Below are 17,021 nucleotides of genomic sequence, written 5' to 3'. Positions count from 1 at the left end.
GCATGTATAGAAAAACCACTTTATATGGACTCACCTATGAGTTTCATAGCTTAAAAGAAATCATGGCAAAAGCAAATGAGAGCCGCTCAGGGGATGATTTAGCGGGGATTAGTGCTGAAAATATGAAGGAAAGAATGGCTGCCAAGCTCGTGCTAGCTGATATTCTCCTCTCTGATATTCGGAATACACCCTTATTAGATCCTGACACCGATGATGTCTCACAGCTCATTGAAAACAATGTGAATGAAGAAGTTTATCAGTTGGTTAAGAATTGGACCGTAGCTGATTTACGAGAATATATTTTGAGTGATGAGCACACAGGCAAGGATTTGCTCACATTGGGCAGCGGGTTAACTAGTGAAATGATTGCTGCAGTAGCAAAAATCATGTCTAATCTAGATTTGGTTCAAGCGGCATCAAAAATAAAGATTATTACACATTGTCAAACAAAAATTGGCCAACAAGGTGTTCTTGCTTCAAGAGCACAGCCGAATCATCCATCCGATCACTTAAAGGGGATGACAGCATCCTTATATGAGGCTTTAAGCTTTGGGATTGGTGATGCGGTGATTGGAATTAATCCTGTTATTGATACCACGGAAAATATCTCTGCTTTATTACATGAAACAAAGAAAGTGATTGATCAATTTCAGATTCCGACCCAAAACTGTGTTTTATCCCATGTTACTAGTCAAATGCGTGCGATCGAAAAAGGAGCTCCGGCAGATTTAATTTTTCAAAGTCTGGCAGGTACTCAAGCAGGAAATGAGTCTTTTGGAATATCGCTCTCCATGCTAGAAGAGGCCACCACCATGATTAATGAAATAGGAACAGCAACGGGTCCGAACCGCTGGTATTTTGAATCGGGGCAAGGCTCAGAACTTTCGTCTGATGCTCACTTTGATATAGACCAGGTCACATTAGAAGCAAGGTGCTACGGCCTAGCAAGAAAGTTCAACCCTTTTATTGTGAATACAGTGGTTGGGTTCATTGGCCCCGAGTATTTATATGACAGCAAACAGGTGATACGTGCAGGGTTAGAGGATCATTTTATGGGAAAAATGCACGGTCTTCCAATGGGGGTAGACGTCTGCTATACGAACCATATGAATGCAGACCAAAATGATATGGATACATTAAGCACCTTATTAGGAACGGCTGGTGTGAACTTTGTCATTGGTGTTCCAATGGCTGATGATTGCATGCTTAATTACCAGTCCTTAAGCTATCACGATATTGCGACATTGCGAAGCGTTTTACGCTTAGAACCAGCTCCAGCATTTAAGGGATGGCTTGAGAGACTTGGACTAATGGAAAATGGGAGGCTAACCAAATTAGCGGGAGATCCGACCTTCTTCTTACAAAACGTTTAAAAATGAGGTGAACAGAAATGGAAAAACTTCAGCTGGAAGCTTTAAAGAAATTTACCCCTGCTCGTATCGGAGTAGGCCGAACCGGAACAAGGCCGTTAACCAAGGACTTTTTATCGTTTCGAATTGATCATGCGGCTGCTGTTGATGCCGTGTATGGAGAGGTTTCCTCCCAGTTATTAGAAGAATTTAATCTCTTTACAGTAGAAACACGCTATGAAACAAAGGAACAGTATTTAAAAAGGCCTGATAAAGGTAGGATCTTATCAGTAGAAGGGGAACAGCTTATTCGCGAAAGATGTATCCGTAATCCTCAAGTGCAGATCGTGATCTCTGATGGTTTAAGTGCTAGTGCGATCAATGAGAATGTACTAGATGTGTATCCAGCACTATTGGATTCTCTTTCTTTCTATCAAATCGATGTGGGAACCCCGTTTTTTGTAAAAGGGGGGAGGGTTGCTTGTATGGATGCCATAGGAGAAATTCTAAAACCGGAAGCCTTTATTTTATTAATAGGAGAAAGACCAGGCCTTGTATGCGCCCATTCACTTAGCGCATATATGTGCTATCGACCACGAAAAGGAATGAAGGAGTCAGAAAGAATGGTGATTTCCAATATCCATCGAAATGGGACACCACCGATTGAAGCGGCTGCTCATATCGGAACCTTGGTCAATAAAATGCTCGAGCAAAAAGCGAGTGGAGTCAGTCTAGTTGTGTAACTAAAAAACATCCATAAGGGGGAAAAAAGAATGGTCATGGTTGGTGAAATTGTTATTTATATTATTATGGCATGTGCAATATTAGGAGCCTTTGCCGCGATTAAAAACAGTGAGCAAGGATTAGGGCAACAATTTATGGAAGGCTTACATGCAGTTGGACATATTTTTGTCCCAGCAGCTGGTATTATGGCTTCTATACCATACCTTTCTTGGTTTATTAACAAGGTATGTGGTCCATTCTTTGCAACAATAGGAGCAGACCCAGCAATAGCCGCCACTGCGATTCTTGCGACTGACATGGGAGGATATCAATTAGCACAAGAGTTGGCCACTTCTTATGAAGGCTGGATTATGGCCATGATCGTTGGATTTATGGCAGGCGCTACCATTGTATTCTCAATTCCAATGGGCTTAGCTATGTTAGATAAACGTGATCATAAATATATGGCGTTAGGTGTGATGTCTGGGATTTTAACTATTCCGATAGGTGCATTTATATCAAGTGTGTTAGTCGTTGTAACAAATTCTAAAATAAGAGACGTAATTTCAACATCAACTGATTCTAGCTATGAATTTACGATTAGTTACTTAAAAATATTTGCGAACTTATCCCCACTTATTATTTTTGTTTTAGTATTAGCTGCTGGACTATACTTTTTACCAGATGTAATGATTAAAGGATTTATGTGGTTTGGAAAAATCATGGATGCAGGAATTAAACTGGTGTTAGTGTTCTCGATTGTAGAAATCTTTACCGGTCTTTTCTCAAAGTTGTTTGGTTCATGGGGGTTCCATCCCATTATGGCCGATGCAGATGACCAGTTTCGTGCACTTGAGACGGCAGGTTATATTGGTATTATGTTAGCTGGAGCGTTTCCGATGGTTTATTTATTACAAAAATATGCAGGGAAACAGTTGGAAGCAATGGGAAGAAAGATTGGGCTAAGTAAAGAAGGAAGTGCGGGATTGGTTGCGACCATTGCCAATATTTTAGCGATGTTCAAGCTAGTTCGTACGATGTCACCAAAGGACAAAGTCATCAATATATCGTTTGCTGTATGTGCAGCGTTTTTACTGGGAGATCACCTTTCATTCACTGCCAATTTCCAACCAACATTAATTCTCCCGATCATTATAGGGAAGCTAAGTGCAGGTGTAATTAGCATTGGATTAGCGTACTGGTTATCGGTACCGAAAGCTTTGGAATTAGAAAAGAAGGATCGGGAAGCAGGAATTATCGGAAAACATGAGTATAGAGAACAAGATGTAGAAATAAAGGAACAAGCCGTATCCTAAGATAACTAGTAGGTTGGTGGTATTCACCAACCTACTTTTTCTATTTATTTTAGCTCGGCCATTTTTCGTGACACTAAAGGATAAAAATACGTTTTAGCAGCAGTGGTCGTATTTCCTCCGAAAAAATTCGTTCCAGGACAAGGTTTCACTTCATAGCTTTTGGAATTATCTAGCACCCTTTGTTTGGTTTTGTAATTCCACCAGTGATGGTAGGTGATGGTATCTACTGATGGGGTGAGGTTAAATTTTAGGCAAAGCAAGGCGGTAATGTACACAATGGTTTCTTTTTGTTCAGCAGTCATGACATCTTGTCCTTTATCAAAATTACCTACATTTTCGATGGCGATGCCTACGGAATTAGCTTTTGCCCCAATCGAACCTTCAGGAGCCATATCAAATGGGCGAGATACAGCAATTTTTCCATCAGGGAAAGTTGTGATATTTTGTGCGATGGTCTTCCAGTGCATTTGATTTTTATGATAATTTTCCATGCCTTGAAGTAAACGAAAATGATTGGAACCATTGAATCGATTATAAGCTGGAGCCCAAGTATGATGCTGCTGAATAAGACTAATTTTCCGATGAACTTGACTATTTAATAACCAATCCTTGAATTGTTCCCTGGTCATCAGAATATGTTGGCCTTGCTTTTGAAGGGGAGTGCTTGCTTCTTCCACTTTTTCAGTGGCTAGTGCCAGTTGAAAAGTGAAAAACATTCCAATTAAAATCATGTTGAATATTAAAAATAGAACTTTTTTCATCATCCTTTTCCTTTCTGTTGCCTAAATAAATACGTACATAGTTTAATTAGTTTTGACTTAATTAACCCCTTTGAAATAAGAAGAGAGGTTTTTTAATATAATTTGATGCACAAATGTCTTATAAGGTATATATTGACAAAACCAGAATGAGAGCGGTTTTATTAAAATTTTAAATAATTTAAATTGACTGAAAAGTATAATTATACTATTATTAGGTAAATAATTTTCGTTTATCGAAATATAAAAAGAAAAAAGGAGGGAACTGCCGTGTCCCAAATGTTAGCTTTAGTTATTTTAGTACTTATTTTATTTATTGGAGATCTTGTTGCGGTTCGAACAAAGGCATGGGTGCCTTCCGTATTTGTCTGTGCAGTTCTATTTTTAATTGGGTATTGGACATTCTTTCCGCAGGACATAGTTGCTTTGGCAGGTGTGCCGTCCGTTGTAGCTGTAATGATGATGTATTTGTTAATTACGAATATGGGTACGTTGCTTTCAATAAAAGAACTGAAAGCTCAATGGAAAACGATAGTTATTGCTTTATCAGGAATTTTAGGAATTGTTGCTCTACTATTTGCAGTAGGTACATTTATTTTTGGATATGAAACGATTGTTGTTGCTATTCCTCCATTGGTAGGTGGAGTTGTGTCGGCGTTGATCATGTCTGAAGGAGCAAAGGAAGCCGGTTTAGCATCATTATCTGTTTTTGCAATTGTTATCTACGTTATGCAGGGATTTGCTGGATATCCAATTACATCAATTGTATTGAAAAAAGAAGGGAAAAAACTTCTCGAACAGTACCGAAATGGTCAACTTTCTTCGATCGATCAAACACTAGCGAAGGAGGAAACCGCAGCAACGGCAACTGCCCCTGCTCAAGAGCTTAAACTTTTTAAACATATGCCTGAGAAATACAATACGGATTTCTTTAAACTATTTAGATTAGCAGTTGTTTCATACTTGGCTTATCTTGTCTCCACATTATTAGCTTCTGTAGTTAGTGTAAGTCCATTTGTTCTTTGCTTATTGTTTGGGGTTATTGCTAAAAGTATCGGATTCCTTGAAACGCAAGCATTACAAAAAGCAAACGGATTTGGCTTTGCGATTATGGCGCTTATGTTGTTTATATTTGACGGGTTAAAACAGGCCACCCCAAGTATGATGCTAGAAATTATTTGGCCACTTGTTGGAACGATTGGTTTAGCTTTGATTGGAATGTACATTTTCTCATTCATTGCTGGAAAGCTTTTAAAAGTTAGCAAGAACATGGCTTTTGCAGTTTCTTTAACAGCTTTATATGGATTCCCAGCAGACTATATAATTACAAACGAAGTAATTAAGTCTTTAACAGAAAATGAAAAAGAAAGAGAAATGCTTACTAGTCACATGCTTCCACCGATGCTTGTTGGAGGATTTATTACCGTTACAATTGTATCAGTCGTATTAGCCGGGATTTTCGTTGGACTTTTATAGGGAAAGGACGGAAGAGAATAGAATGGTAGAAGTTAAAAGTAGAATTGAAAAGCATATTGATGTGTTAAGTGAATATACGGCAACACCTGGGTTTGGCACGACTCGGCTTACGTATAGCCAAGAGGATTTAAAAGCAAGGGACTATATTAAATTACAAATGAAAGAACTCGGTTTAGAGGTTACTGAAGATGGGTTTGGTAATATTTTTGGCAAACTTGAGGGTGAGTTAGAAGGACCTAGTGTGCTAGTAGGTTCTCATTTCGACTCAGTACCTAATGGTGGTTCGTATGATGGTCCAGCTGGAGTGGTAGCTGGACTTGAAGTGGCAGCTCTATTTGTAAAAAATAAATTAAAACCAAAATACCCGCTTGAAGTGGTTGCTTTAGTCGAAGAGGAAGGGTCAAGGTTTGGCGGCGGACTTTTGGGTTCAAGAGGAATTACTGGTTTGCTAAGTGAAGAAGACTTTTTCCAGCTAAAGGATTCAAACGGTATTTCCACGGTGGATGCGATGAAAAAGATTGGATTGGATCCGACCTTGCCAAAGAAAAGAAATCCAAGAACAATGAAAGCATTTCTTGAATTGCATATTGAACAAGGTCCTATCCTAGAAGAAAAAAAGATTCCAATTGGTATTGTTGAATCTATCGTCGGACTCACTCATTTAGAGGTAACGGTCAAAGGACAAGCCGGTCATGCAGGAACTACACCAATGGACCGACGCGCGGATGCGCTTGTTGTTGCAGCAAAGATTATTGCTCAATTACCTGAACTCGCAAAAGAGGAAGGAAATGGAACGGTGACGACAACAGGCCGTCTAAATGTATTCCCGAACGGAGCGAACGTCATCCCGGATAAGGTGGTATTCTCGGTTGATATTCGTTCAGGTAAGGAAGAACAAGTAGTAAGTGTGGTCGAAAAAGTGAAGGAACTGGTCTCCTCTTATCAAGGTGACGGAATACACATATCGGTGGAAGATCTCCTATATATGAAACCTAAGGCGATGAATCAAGAAATTGTTTCACTTTTAAAAGGGAAGAGTAGTAAATTAGACATTCCTTATTGTTCAATTAACAGTGGAGCAGGCCATGATGCGATGGTATTATCTGATTTTACCAATGTCGGTATGCTCTTTATTCCTAGTAAGGCTGGTTTGAGTCATTGTCCAGAAGAGTGGTCAGATTCAAAGGACATCGAAAAAGCTGTTCATATTTTTTACGAGGTTGCGAAAAAACTGACGGAGGCTCAATGATGATCCACTCTTACTTAAAGGAATTTATTCAAAACAATCAAGAAGAACTGATAGAAATTAGAAGAAGGTTTCATCAGGAACCTGAACTGCCATGGGAAGAAGAAAAAACCACAGCATTTATATGCGCATATTTAGATAATATGGGAGTGTCGTACCGGAGAACAGAACCCACTGGAGTCATTGCAACGATTGAAGGTGGAAAGCCTGGAAAAACAGTGGCTTTACGGGCAGATATGGATGCTTTACCGGTAGAGGAACTTAATAAGGATTTACCTTATGTTTCTAGTGTAAAAGGGAAAATGCATGCTTGTGGTCATGATGCTCACACGGCAATGCTTCTAATTGCGGCTAAAGCTTTAGTGGAAATAAGCCAAGAGCTGTCGGGAAAGGTTCGTCTTATTTTTCAACCGGCTGAAGAGATTGCGGAAGGGGCAAAAGCATTAATAAAGCAAGGAGCAATGGATGGGGTTGACAATGTTTTTGGTATTCATATTTGGTCGCAAATGCCAACTCATAAAATATCCTGTACCCCTGGTCCATCCTTTGCTTCAGCAGATATTTTTAGAGTAATTTTTAAGGGGAAAGGTGGTCACGGGGCCATGCCACATCAATGTGTCGATGCAGCCATTGTAGCTTCATCTTTTGTTATGAATGTTCAGTCGGTTGTCTCACGTACCATTGATCCTCTAAGACCGGCCGTTCTGACAGTCGGGAAGATGGACGTGGGCACAAGATTTAATGTTATCGCTGAAAATGCACGAATTGAAGGAACCGTTCGATGCTTCAATCCTCAAACAAGAGAACATATCCACGCTCAAATTGAGCATTATGCTGAACAGATTGCTTCTTTATATGGAGCAACTGCTGCAGTGGAATATATTCGAGGTACAGATGCTGTAACAAATGAAGAAACTTCTGCTAGGCTCGTACAGCAGGTAGCGAGGGAAGCTTTTGGGGAGCAGGTGATCTACCATGAGGAACCTACGATGGGCGGGGAGGATTTTAGCATGTACCTCGAACATGCCCCTGGAAGCTTTGCGCTAGTTGGAAGTGGGAATTCTGACAAGGATACCGAATGGGCCCATCATCATGGGCGGTTCAATATTGATGAAGATGCCCTTGTAACAGGAGCTGAATTGTATGCACAGTATGCATGGAGCTATTTGAAACAGTCTTAATCAAATTTTGAGCTAAGCAATGTGCTTAGCTCTTTTTGTATGAAAAGGTATAATTAATGAAGCAACGTTGGACTCTAAAAAGGGAAAAAACATGAGTCGATTTTAAGAATGAAAACTATATAAAAGCTGAAAGAAGTGAAAATTACGATGACAATAACAAATGAATTAGGATGGAACTTCGATAACAGCTATACCAGACTTCCAGAGACGTTTTATTCAAGTACCAATCCAACACCAGTACGGTCACCTGAGATAGTTAAGCTTAATGAATCATTGGCGGTGTCGCTTGGATTAGATTTAGAGGCTTTGCAATCTAAGGATGCAGCTCAAACTTTCGCTGGAAATGGCATTCCTGCAGGTGCCTCACCGATCGCTCAGGCGTATGCGGGCCATCAATTTGGTCATTTTACGATGCTAGGAGACGGAAGGGCTATTTTGCTCGGTGAACATATCACCCCTTCTGGTGAGCGATATGATATTCAGCTAAAGGGTCCAGGGAGGACACCATACTCGCGAGGGGGAGATGGTCGTGCGGCATTGGGTCCTATGCTCAGGGAGTATATTATTAGTGAGGCAATGTATGCCCTCGGGATACCTACAACCCGTAGCTTAGCAGTGGTATCAACAGGACAACCGGTTATTCGGGAAACCAACTTACCTGGTGCCATTTTGACCCGTGTGGCTTCCAGTCATATCCGTGTGGGTACTTTCCAGTATGCGGCGAAATGGGGCTCAGTTGAAGATACTCGAGCGTTAGCTGATTACACCATTAACCGACATTATCCGGAAATTGCTGATCAGGAGGATAAATATTTTTCCTTTTTAAAAGCGGTCATTAACCAGCAAGCAAAATTGATTTCCCAGTGGCAGCTTGTTGGATTTATTCATGGTGTAATGAATACAGACAATATGACGATCAGTGGGGAAACGATTGACTACGGTCCTTGTGCATTTATGGACAACTATGATCCGGAAACTGTTTTCAGCTCCATTGATGCGCAGGGGCGGTACGCTTATGGAAACCAACCTGGAATTGGAGGTTGGAACTTAGCTAGGTTTGCTGAAACATTATTGGATCTGCTTCATGACAACGATGAAGAAGCTGTAAAAATAGCTCAAGAGGCCATATCCGAATATCCGGAGCTCTCTCGCGGGTATTGGCTCGAAGGAATGAGAGCAAAACTTGGGATATTTAATGCAGAAGAGCAGGATGAAACGCTGATAAATGATCTTCTAAGCGTGATGAATCAATATAAAGCCGATTATACCAATACTTTTAGAGCATTAACACGTGAAGCGCATGAAGAATCGGTCCTTCAAGGAACAACAGAGTTCAACGACTGGTATAAGAGATGGCAGGAGAGATTCGGCAGGCAGGAACAATCAAAAGAAGATACATTAGAATTAATGAGAAAAAGCAACCCTTCCATCATCCCTAGAAATCATCGAGTGGAAGAAGCCTTGGATGCTGCCCAGCAAGAGGACTTTAGTGTCATGGATAAATTACTTCAAGCACTATCCAATCCATACGATTATACCTCAGTGCAAGAAGAATACTGTCAACTGCCAGAATCAACTGGGCTACCTTATCGAACCTATTGTGGAACATAAAAAAAGAGCAATGCTACCTGAGTTGCATGATTAATAATGCCACCTGAGTAGCATTGTTTTATTTTTGGGAAAATTATAAATACACGTAGGACACTAGAAAAGCAAAACTTAATTAGATAAAATGGAAAAGTTATTGTTTAAAGTAGGCATAATAGTAGAAAGTAACTTTGTACATGCATCTAAGGAGAGAACAGTATGAGTATCATTATCGGCATTTTAGGCATTATCCTTACCCTCGGATTGGCCTACCTTTTATCAAATGATAAGAAGGGGGTTAACTTTCGAGCGATTGTCATTATGTTTGCCCTTCAGCTTACCATTACCATTGTCATGTTTAAGACGGTTGTCGGCTTAAAGATTGTGGAAGTAGTATCCAATTTCGTCACGCAAGTATTAACTTATGGATATGAAGGGATTAACTTTGTCACAGGCGGATTAGTTCCTAAAGATACATCTGTATTTTTTATTAATGTTTTGATGTTGATTATCTTTACATCGACCCTATTATCGATTCTAACGCATATCAAGATTTTACCATTAGCAATCAAATACATAGGTGGGGCTATTTCAAAAATTACCGGCTTATCAAAGGTAGTGACGTTTAACTCCGTCAACTCTATTTTCTTTGGTCAAAGTGAATCATTATTGGCGATTAAAGCCCATTTAGATAAAATGAACGATAATAAATTGTTCATCGTATCTACGAGTGCCATGGCAAGTGTAAGTGCAAGTATTATGGGGGCTTACATGAGCATGATCCCAGCACAGTTTGTCTTAGTAGCCATGATTTTAAATGCTTTTTCGGCTTTAATTATTGCCACCATTGTAGCGCCTATTCGCTCAGGAGAAGATGAAGAAATTAATTTAAAAGAAGTTTCCCAATCAAAATCGATTTTTGAAGCGATCAGTGTGGGTGCAATAGATGGTGGAAGAGTTGCGTTAATTGTTGCGGCGATGTTAGTGGCCTATGTTGGTCTAATGGCTTTAATTAATGCGGCATTCGCAGGATTAATCGGCATTTCTCTAACTGAAATCTTAGGTTATGTGTTTGCACCGGTTGCCTTCATGATGGGAATTCCAGCTAGTGAAATTTTGACTTCAGGCTCTATCATGGGAATAAAACTTGCTACAAATGAGTTCGTTGCCATGCTCGAATTCCAACCATTGATTCCGGACTTGAGTGAACGTACGGTGGGAATTGTATCAACCTTCCTCGTTTCGTTTGCTAACTTTAGTTCGATTGGAATTATCTCTGGTTCCATTCAAGCGATTAATGGCGAAAAAGCGGGAGTTGTGGCTAAGTTTGGACTAAAAATGTTACTCGCGGCAACATTAGCTTCGATCTTAACCGGAACCACGGTTGGATTGTTTCTATAGTTAGTTTTTGTGAGACCATTGTCTGTTTTTAGACAATGGTCTTTTATTATCCTATTAGTTCATTGTTCTCATTGTAAACAGGATAAATGTCTGGATGTAGAAGGGAAGCAATTTTCGCCAAGCCTAGTAGTAACCTCGGGGAAGGTCTGCAAAACAATGGCTCATCCAGTATATATAGTTGCTGATTTTTAAAGGCATCCATCTGATCCCATTCAGGGCGTTTGAGGATAACCTTAAGGTTCACTTTCTCTTTTTGTACCCCGACCCAAACAACTGAGATGACATCAGGGTTTCTTCTACGTACATCTTCCCAATCGGTTTGAACACTCGCTTCCTCGCGGTCAGCAAAAATATTGTGTCCACCAGCAAGCTGACTGATTTCGGTTAGCCAATTGCTTGCCCCTGGGGTAAATACTGGTTTCGCCCACCACTCCCAGTAGATCGTTTTAGGAATTTCAACCTTCTTGCTTAGAGCCTTGTAGTCTCTAATTTTTGAAATGAACATCTCATAAGCTTTGGTTGCTATTTCAATGGAATTTGTAGCTTTTCCAACAAATAATAAAGAATCAGCTACCTCTTGTAGAGTTGTTGGATTAGGAACGATTACATAAGGGATGTTGCGTTTCTCTAACTCTTCAATATTACGTTCCATTCCAGGAACAGTGAGGGAGGCTAATACTAGATCAGGCTGTAATTCTTCGACCTTATCCATATTTATATGAAGATCCGGCCCTAATCTCGGTAACTCTTTAATCTCCTCGGGCCAGTCAGAATAATCATCAACTCCAATTAGTGAAGAAGTTAATCCTAAATAAGCCACAATTTCGGTGTTGCTTGGACAAATAGAAATGAGTTTCAACGGAAAAACACGCTCCTTTCTCTAGGATTCTACTGTAATTACACTTAATATTATAATAAAAGAATCCTTGATTAGGAGGAAAAATATGTGAAGAATTTCCATTGCTGTGCCTCATGTGTGAATTATGAAGTAAAAAAAGAGAATGGGAAAGTGACTTACCGATGCTCCCGACTAGGATTTGATACGAAACCAACCTATCAATTTAACTGTTGGGACCCGAAAGAAGTAGTGAAGAAGCTGATGGGGAAGAATGAATAAAGAGAATTTGTGATTTGGACAGAAACGGCTCGGCCATAGGTAACAGAGTCCGAATGAGCGAATGATTCGGACAGTCCCGGTATTGTGAGTGGGTTCAGAGTCCGAATGAGCGAATGATTCGGACAGCCCTGGTATTGTGAGTGGATACAGAGTCCGAATGAGCGAATGATTCGGACAGCCCCGGTATTGTGAGTGGGTTCAGAGTCCGAATGAGCGAATGATTCGGACAGCCCCGGTATTGTGAGTGGATTCAGAGTCCGAATGAGCGAATGATTCGGACAGCCCCGGTATTGTGAGAGGATACAGAGTCCGAATACGCCTTTGAATCGGACAGTCCCGGATTCAGGAGTCGTTTCAAAGTCCGAAAAAAGTGTAAACAAATGAAACCTTCTTTGAGTATTCTTTTTTTAGTAAGTAAGAATCATTTTATTATTGTAAACAAATGGCTAAACTTCTATCTAGAAAAAAAATCGAGGTGGTATCATTGAAAAAATACCTGATCACGTTAACGGCAATCTTCTTTGTTGCGGGTTGTGCAGGAGATGATGAATTATCGAATGAAAATGAAGCAAGTGAGGTCGTTGCAAGGCAAGCGGAGGTGATTGTGACGGATTTACAGATTCCTTGGAATATTACTAAACACAATCAAACCTTCTATTTGAGTCAACGTACGGGAAGTGTGATTAAAGTGGATGGTGGAAATGGCTCAAAAACGATGCAACAGGTGGATGTGACAAAAGACGTCCTTCATATCGGAGAAGGAGGGCTTTTGGGTTTCATACTTTCTCCAAATTTTGATAGCAATCAGGAAGCATATGCGTACCATACCTATGAAGAAAATGGAGAAGTGTTGAACCGTATTGTCGTTCTCCAACTTAATCAAAATACATGGCGGGAAACTTCCGTTATTCTTGAAGGAATTCCTGGTGGAAGAATTCACAATGGTGGACGAATCAAAATCGGACCTGACGGCAAATTGTATGCTACAGCTGGAGATGCTGGGAATCCTAATCATGCTCAAAACGTCAGTAGCTTAGCGGGTAAAATCTTGCGTTTGGAATTAGACGGCTCCATACCAGATGATAATCCAATTAAAAATTCATATGTGTATTCTTATGGACATAGAAACCCTCAAGGACTAGCATGGGATAATAATGGAAAGCTTTATAGCTCTGAGCATGGACAGTCGGCGCATGATGAGATTAATCAAATTGAAGCTGGGAAGAATTATGGCTGGCCTGTGATTCAGGGTGACGAAAAAGCTTCAAATATGGTAACTCCATTATTCCATACTGGAGAGGAAACTTGGGCTCCATCTGGAATTGAAATAAAAAACGGGAATATCTATGTAGCGACCTTACGTGGCGAAAGTATTCGAGTAGTCGACCTCACGGGTACGAAAGTGGAAACCATATTTGAAGGTGCGGGAAGAATGCGGGATATTCTAATTGAAGAAAATGCGCTATATTCCATCACCAATAATCGTGATGGAAGAGGCAATCCTCGGGAAGGTGACGATCGGTTATTTAAGCTAACTATACAATAGAAGAAAAAATGCCCAACGAGTTAATTGGGCATTTTTTGGTGTCTGCTAGTCTTTTGATGGTAAAATAATTGAGACAAATGATCCTCTAGAAAGGAGAGGCATACGTGAATATACGATTAAATCATAAAATCATAAAAGACATGTGTGGTACAGTCTCCTTTAAACGAGGAGATTCTTTTTATCGTGCGGATCGAGTAACATTCCAGAGTTATCATCCTCAAGGGTGTGAAGCAACGGTTACGGGCGCGGAGGAATTTCAAGTGAAAGTAGCCGTGGATCACGGTGATTTTCAAACGAACTGTAGCTGTCCTTCACTCCCTTCTTTTAAAAATGAATGTCAGCATATTGCTGCTGTGTTATTAGCCATTTATGACTATCAGAAAAAAGGGACGGTCCCTTTTATACCAAGCGAGCATCCTACAGCGAATCAGGAACTAACAGACGGGTTGTTAACCCTGTTTGCCAATCAACCCAAGAGGTCGAGTGGACATCAGCTCCATTTTGAAAATCGGCAAGTCGTAGAGGCTGCAATTACTTGCAAAATCATTTCCGTAATGGATAAAGAGATGCTAGGGGTAGAGCTTACTATTCAATCCATTTTAGTCCAAGATATACGAGATTTCCTAGAGAACATGAAAAAAGGGACACCCATAGCCCTTTCAGATACTTTTACTTTTGATCCGAGTGTTCATTGTTTCCAAAGAGAAACGGACGCGGTGATTTCACAGCTTGTTCAAGTGATCCATGATGAAAAGGTGCATGGTGTTGTACCAAACAGCCAAATGCTACTGATCACGCCAACATCTTGGGAAAGGCTACTCCCTTTTCTTGTAAAAGCACCACAAGTAAGTTTACAGGTTGATGAACTCACTTATAGCGGAATCCGACTTTCTAAAAATACGCTTCCTTTGCAATTTGAAGTAACAGACGTAAAGGGTGGAGGCTATCAACTGAAAGTTCAAGGCTTGGATCAAATCATCGTGATGGATTCATATGGACTTGTTTTGGCTAAAGGGGAGATATACCAAATTCCTTATGAAGATATGGACCGACTGGTTGAAATGAAACAGATGTTAGAAAATACGAAGGCAGGGAGTATTCCCATTCCAAAGGAACAATTTGACTTTTTCTTGGAAAAAGTGGTTCCAGGTTTAAAAAAGTTGGGAACCGTGCAAATATCATCTACCGTCTCCAATCAACTCTTTCACACGCCGCTCATAGCGAAGTTGTACCTTGATCGAGTAAGTAATCGGCTTCTCGCGGGATTGGAATTTCACTATGAAAATATAGTAATTAACCCACTAGAAAGTCATCAACAACAAGCAAGATTTATTGCAGCAAGGGATGTTGGGAAAGAGCAAGCGATCCTGAAGCTAATGGAGGAAAGTTCATTTGCAACGACGGACAGTGGATATGTTCTGCATAATGAGGAATTGGAGTATGAATTTTTATATCATGCTGTTCCGAAGCTAGAGAAGCTCGTGCAAATATATGCAACGACAGCTGTCAGAAACCGGTTGTTCAAGGAAAGTGCCCACCCTAAAATCCGGATTAAAATGAAAAAAGAACGAACCAATTGGCTTGAATTCAAGTTTGAAATGGAGGGCATGGCAGAGAAAGAGATTCGTGCCGTGCTAGCAGCGTTAGAGGAAAAGCGAAAATACTATCGTTTGAAAAATGGATCGCTGCTCTCGTTGGAAACAAGAGAATTTGAAGAAATTGATCGTTTCCTTCATTCACTTCCCATCCAACCAGAAGATTGGGAAAATGAATTAAACATCCCTGTCGTTCGAGGGCTACAGCTTTTAGATGGTGATAGTAAAGTATTTATGTTTGAGGATTCCTTTCGTCAATTTATAAATACCATTCAAAATCCAGGTGAAATGAAGTTTGAAGTACCAAAACCGGTAGAGCCGATTCTCCATGAGTATCAGAAGCAAGGTTACCAATGGATGAAAACGCTCGCCCATTTTGGATTTGGCGGAATTCTAGCAGATGATATGGGACTTGGGAAAACCTTGCAGAGCATTTCCTTCATATTGTCAGAGCTTTCTACCATACGTGAAAAAAAGCTACCTGTTCTTGTTGTCTGTCCATCATCTCTAACGTATAACTGGTTAAGTGAAATGATGAAGTTTGCTCCAGAGCTACAAGCCGTTGTGATGGATGGAACGAAAACGGAAAGGGTAAAACTTCAGAATAACCTGGATGGGTTAGACGTTTTGATCACCTCGTATCCATTGTTATTAAAAGATTTGACCTGGTACCAAAAACAGTCGTTTCGTGTGGTTTTCTTTGATGAAGCACAAGCCTTTAAAAATCCAGTTTCACAAACAGCGAAAGCCGTGCGAAGGATACAAGCTAATTATCGCTTTGCCCTTACAGGGACTCCGGTGGAAAATTCCTTAGAAGAACTCTGGTCTATTTTCCACGTTGTGTTTCCTGAACTTTTTCTCGGATTCAAGGAGTACAGCAATCTAACAAGAAAGCAAATTGCTCGGAGGATTCGCCCGTTTTTACTGCGAAGAATGAAGGAAGAGGTACTTTCTGACATTCCTGGAAAAATGGAGTGGATAGAGACCGTGGAGCTTCTCCCAGATCAGAAGAATTTGTATGCCGCGTATCTTGCCAAACTGAAAGAAGATACGTTAAAGCATTTGGACAAGGACACGATAAGGAAAAATCGGATTAAAATCTTGGCTGGATTAACGCGATTAAGACAGATTTGTTGTCATCCTGGTTTATTTGTAGATGGATATAAAGGAAGTTCGTCAAAATTTGAACAGCTCATGAAGATTGTGGATGAAGCAAAGTTTTCTGGAAGACGGGTGCTGATTTTTTCTCAGTTTACGAAAATGCTCACTCTGATTGGCAGGGAACTAGCTAATCAAGGGATCCCTTTTTTCTACTTGGATGGTCAGACACCTTCGGAAGAACGTCTAGAAAGATGCAATCGATTTAACGATGGTGAACGGGATATTTTTCTTATATCGTTAAAAGCGGGTGGAACGGGACTGAATTTAACAGGGGCGGATACGGTTATTTTATATGACCTTTGGTGGAATCCGGCTGTGGAGGAGCAAGCGGCAGACCGTGCACATCGGATTGGTCAGACGAATGAAGTGCAAGTGATCAAGCTGATTGCACGCGGGACTATCGAGGAGAAAATCAATGAACTGCAGGAGAAAAAGAGAGATCTTGTGTCAGAGATTATTGATTCTAAGCGGAATTCCACTCCTTCTCTTACAGAAGATGATATTCGTGAGATATTAATGATTTAGTTATGGTGAAATCTACATCTCGAGTCTTAGAAGAAGTTAC

The 17,021-nt window shown here is 40.3% G+C and carries 13 protein-coding genes; 11 read left to right on the top strand and 2 right to left on the bottom strand.

The features are described 5' to 3' along the window. The first annotated feature begins 2 nt into the window (after positions 1 to 2). Genes ACFFHF_RS08950 through eutH form a run of 3 tightly spaced genes read left to right on the top strand, consistent with a single transcriptional unit; the run spans position 3 to position 3,388 of the window. The gene (locus tag ACFFHF_RS08950) at positions 3 to 1,373 is read left to right on the top strand and encodes an ethanolamine ammonia-lyase subunit EutB (RefSeq protein ID WP_340902510.1); all 1,371 of its coding nucleotides are present in this window, start codon (positions 3 to 5) and stop codon (positions 1,371 to 1,373) included. 17 nt (positions 1,374 to 1,390) lie between these two features. Next, positions 1,391 to 2,092 (top strand): ethanolamine ammonia-lyase subunit EutC, encoded by a 702-nt coding sequence (gene eutC, locus ACFFHF_RS08945; protein WP_340902511.1) that lies wholly within the window; start codon positions 1,391 to 1,393, stop codon positions 2,090 to 2,092. A 30-nt stretch (positions 2,093 to 2,122) separates the two neighbouring features. After that, complete coding sequence (eutH, locus tag ACFFHF_RS08940) at positions 2,123 to 3,388, top strand: ethanolamine utilization protein EutH (protein ID WP_160547325.1); 1,266 nt, start codon at positions 2,123 to 2,125, stop codon at positions 3,386 to 3,388. Positions 3,389 to 3,432: 44 nt separating this feature from the next. On the opposite strand, the gene ACFFHF_RS08935 is transcribed toward eutH, so the two are convergent. Continuing rightward, complete coding sequence (locus ACFFHF_RS08935) at positions 3,433 to 4,152, bottom strand: peptidoglycan recognition protein family protein (protein WP_340902513.1); 720 nt, start codon at positions 4,150 to 4,152, stop codon at positions 3,433 to 3,435. A 264-nt stretch (positions 4,153 to 4,416) separates the two neighbouring features. Between ACFFHF_RS08935 and ACFFHF_RS08930 the strand changes: the two genes are divergently transcribed. From ACFFHF_RS08930 to ACFFHF_RS08910, 5 genes are all read left to right on the top strand, one after another. After that, positions 4,417 to 5,622 carry a hypothetical protein gene (locus ACFFHF_RS08930; RefSeq protein WP_340902516.1) on the top strand — a complete coding sequence of 402 codons (1,206 nt, stop codon included), beginning with the start codon at positions 4,417 to 4,419 and terminating at the stop codon, positions 5,620 to 5,622. A 22-nt stretch (positions 5,623 to 5,644) separates the two neighbouring features. After that, on the top strand, positions 5,645 to 6,871 hold the full coding sequence (locus ACFFHF_RS08925; protein WP_340902518.1) for a Zn-dependent hydrolase: 1,227 nt from the start codon (positions 5,645 to 5,647) through the stop codon (positions 6,869 to 6,871). Then, positions 6,871 to 8,049 carry a M20 family metallopeptidase gene (locus ACFFHF_RS08920; RefSeq protein WP_340902520.1) on the top strand — a complete coding sequence of 393 codons (1,179 nt, stop codon included), beginning with the start codon at positions 6,871 to 6,873 and terminating at the stop codon, positions 8,047 to 8,049. Before ACFFHF_RS08925 ends, ACFFHF_RS08920 begins: the two co-directional genes overlap by 1 nt. Before the next feature lie 147 nt (positions 8,050 to 8,196). Continuing rightward, positions 8,197 to 9,660, top strand: a complete 1,464-nt coding sequence (locus ACFFHF_RS08915) for a protein adenylyltransferase SelO (protein ID WP_340902521.1) — start codon at positions 8,197 to 8,199, stop codon at positions 9,658 to 9,660. Between the two features lie 195 nt (positions 9,661 to 9,855). Beyond that, entirely contained in the window at positions 9,856 to 11,037 is a 1,182-nt protein-coding gene (locus ACFFHF_RS08910) for a NupC/NupG family nucleoside CNT transporter (protein ID WP_340902524.1), read from the top strand. A gap of 46 nt (positions 11,038 to 11,083) precedes the next feature. On the opposite strand, the gene ACFFHF_RS08905 is transcribed toward ACFFHF_RS08910, so the two are convergent. Beyond that, the gene (locus tag ACFFHF_RS08905; protein WP_340902526.1) at positions 11,084 to 11,896 is read right to left on the bottom strand and encodes a cobalamin-binding protein; all 813 of its coding nucleotides are present in this window, start codon (positions 11,894 to 11,896) and stop codon (positions 11,084 to 11,086) included. Positions 11,897 to 11,983: 87 nt separating this feature from the next. On the opposite strand from ACFFHF_RS08905, the gene ACFFHF_RS08900 reads away from it, so the two are divergent. The 3 genes from ACFFHF_RS08900 to ACFFHF_RS08890 all read left to right on the top strand — a co-directional run bounded on the left by ACFFHF_RS08900 (position 11,984) and on the right by ACFFHF_RS08890 (position 16,981). Next, positions 11,984 to 12,154, top strand: a complete 171-nt coding sequence (locus ACFFHF_RS08900; protein WP_340902528.1) for a hypothetical protein — start codon at positions 11,984 to 11,986, stop codon at positions 12,152 to 12,154. 484 nt (positions 12,155 to 12,638) lie between these two features. Next, a complete protein-coding gene (locus ACFFHF_RS08895; RefSeq protein WP_340902530.1) occupies positions 12,639 to 13,700 on the top strand; it encodes a PQQ-dependent sugar dehydrogenase in 1,062 nt (353 codons plus the stop codon). A 104-nt stretch (positions 13,701 to 13,804) separates the two neighbouring features. Further along, positions 13,805 to 16,981 (top strand): DEAD/DEAH box helicase, encoded by a 3,177-nt coding sequence (locus tag ACFFHF_RS08890; protein ID WP_340902531.1) that lies wholly within the window; start codon positions 13,805 to 13,807, stop codon positions 16,979 to 16,981. Positions 16,982 to 17,021: the final 40 nt, after the last annotated feature.

Origin of the sequence: Robertmurraya beringensis (genome assembly GCF_042433785.1) — a bacterium.
GTDB classification, from domain to species: Bacteria; Bacillota; Bacilli; order Bacillales; family Cytobacillaceae; genus Robertmurraya_A; species Robertmurraya_A beringensis.
The sequence above is the reverse complement of the archived record's forward strand: the minus strand, read 5'-3'. Positions and strand labels throughout refer to the sequence as shown.

Excerpts from the sequence above, each read along its gene's own strand:
- ACFFHF_RS08910 (WP_340902524.1), top strand. The coding sequence starts at position 9,856 with ATGAGTATCATTATCGGCATTTTAGGCATTATCCTTACCCTCGGATTG.
- ACFFHF_RS08950 (WP_340902510.1), top strand. The coding sequence starts at position 3 with ATGTATAGAAAAACCACTTTATATGGACTCACCTATGAGTTTCATAGC.
- eutC (WP_340902511.1), top strand. The coding sequence starts at position 1,391 with ATGGAAAAACTTCAGCTGGAAGCTTTAAAGAAATTTACCCCTGCTCGT.
- ACFFHF_RS08920 (WP_340902520.1), top strand. The coding sequence starts at position 6,871 with ATGATCCACTCTTACTTAAAGGAATTTATTCAAAACAATCAAGAAGAA.
- ACFFHF_RS08925 (WP_340902518.1), top strand. The coding sequence starts at position 5,645 with ATGGTAGAAGTTAAAAGTAGAATTGAAAAGCATATTGATGTGTTAAGT.
- ACFFHF_RS08915 (WP_340902521.1), top strand. The coding sequence starts at position 8,197 with ATGACAATAACAAATGAATTAGGATGGAACTTCGATAACAGCTATACC.
- eutH (WP_160547325.1), top strand. The coding sequence starts at position 2,123 with ATGGTCATGGTTGGTGAAATTGTTATTTATATTATTATGGCATGTGCA.
- ACFFHF_RS08935 (WP_340902513.1), bottom strand. The coding sequence starts at position 4,152 with ATGATGAAAAAAGTTCTATTTTTAATATTCAACATGATTTTAATTGGA.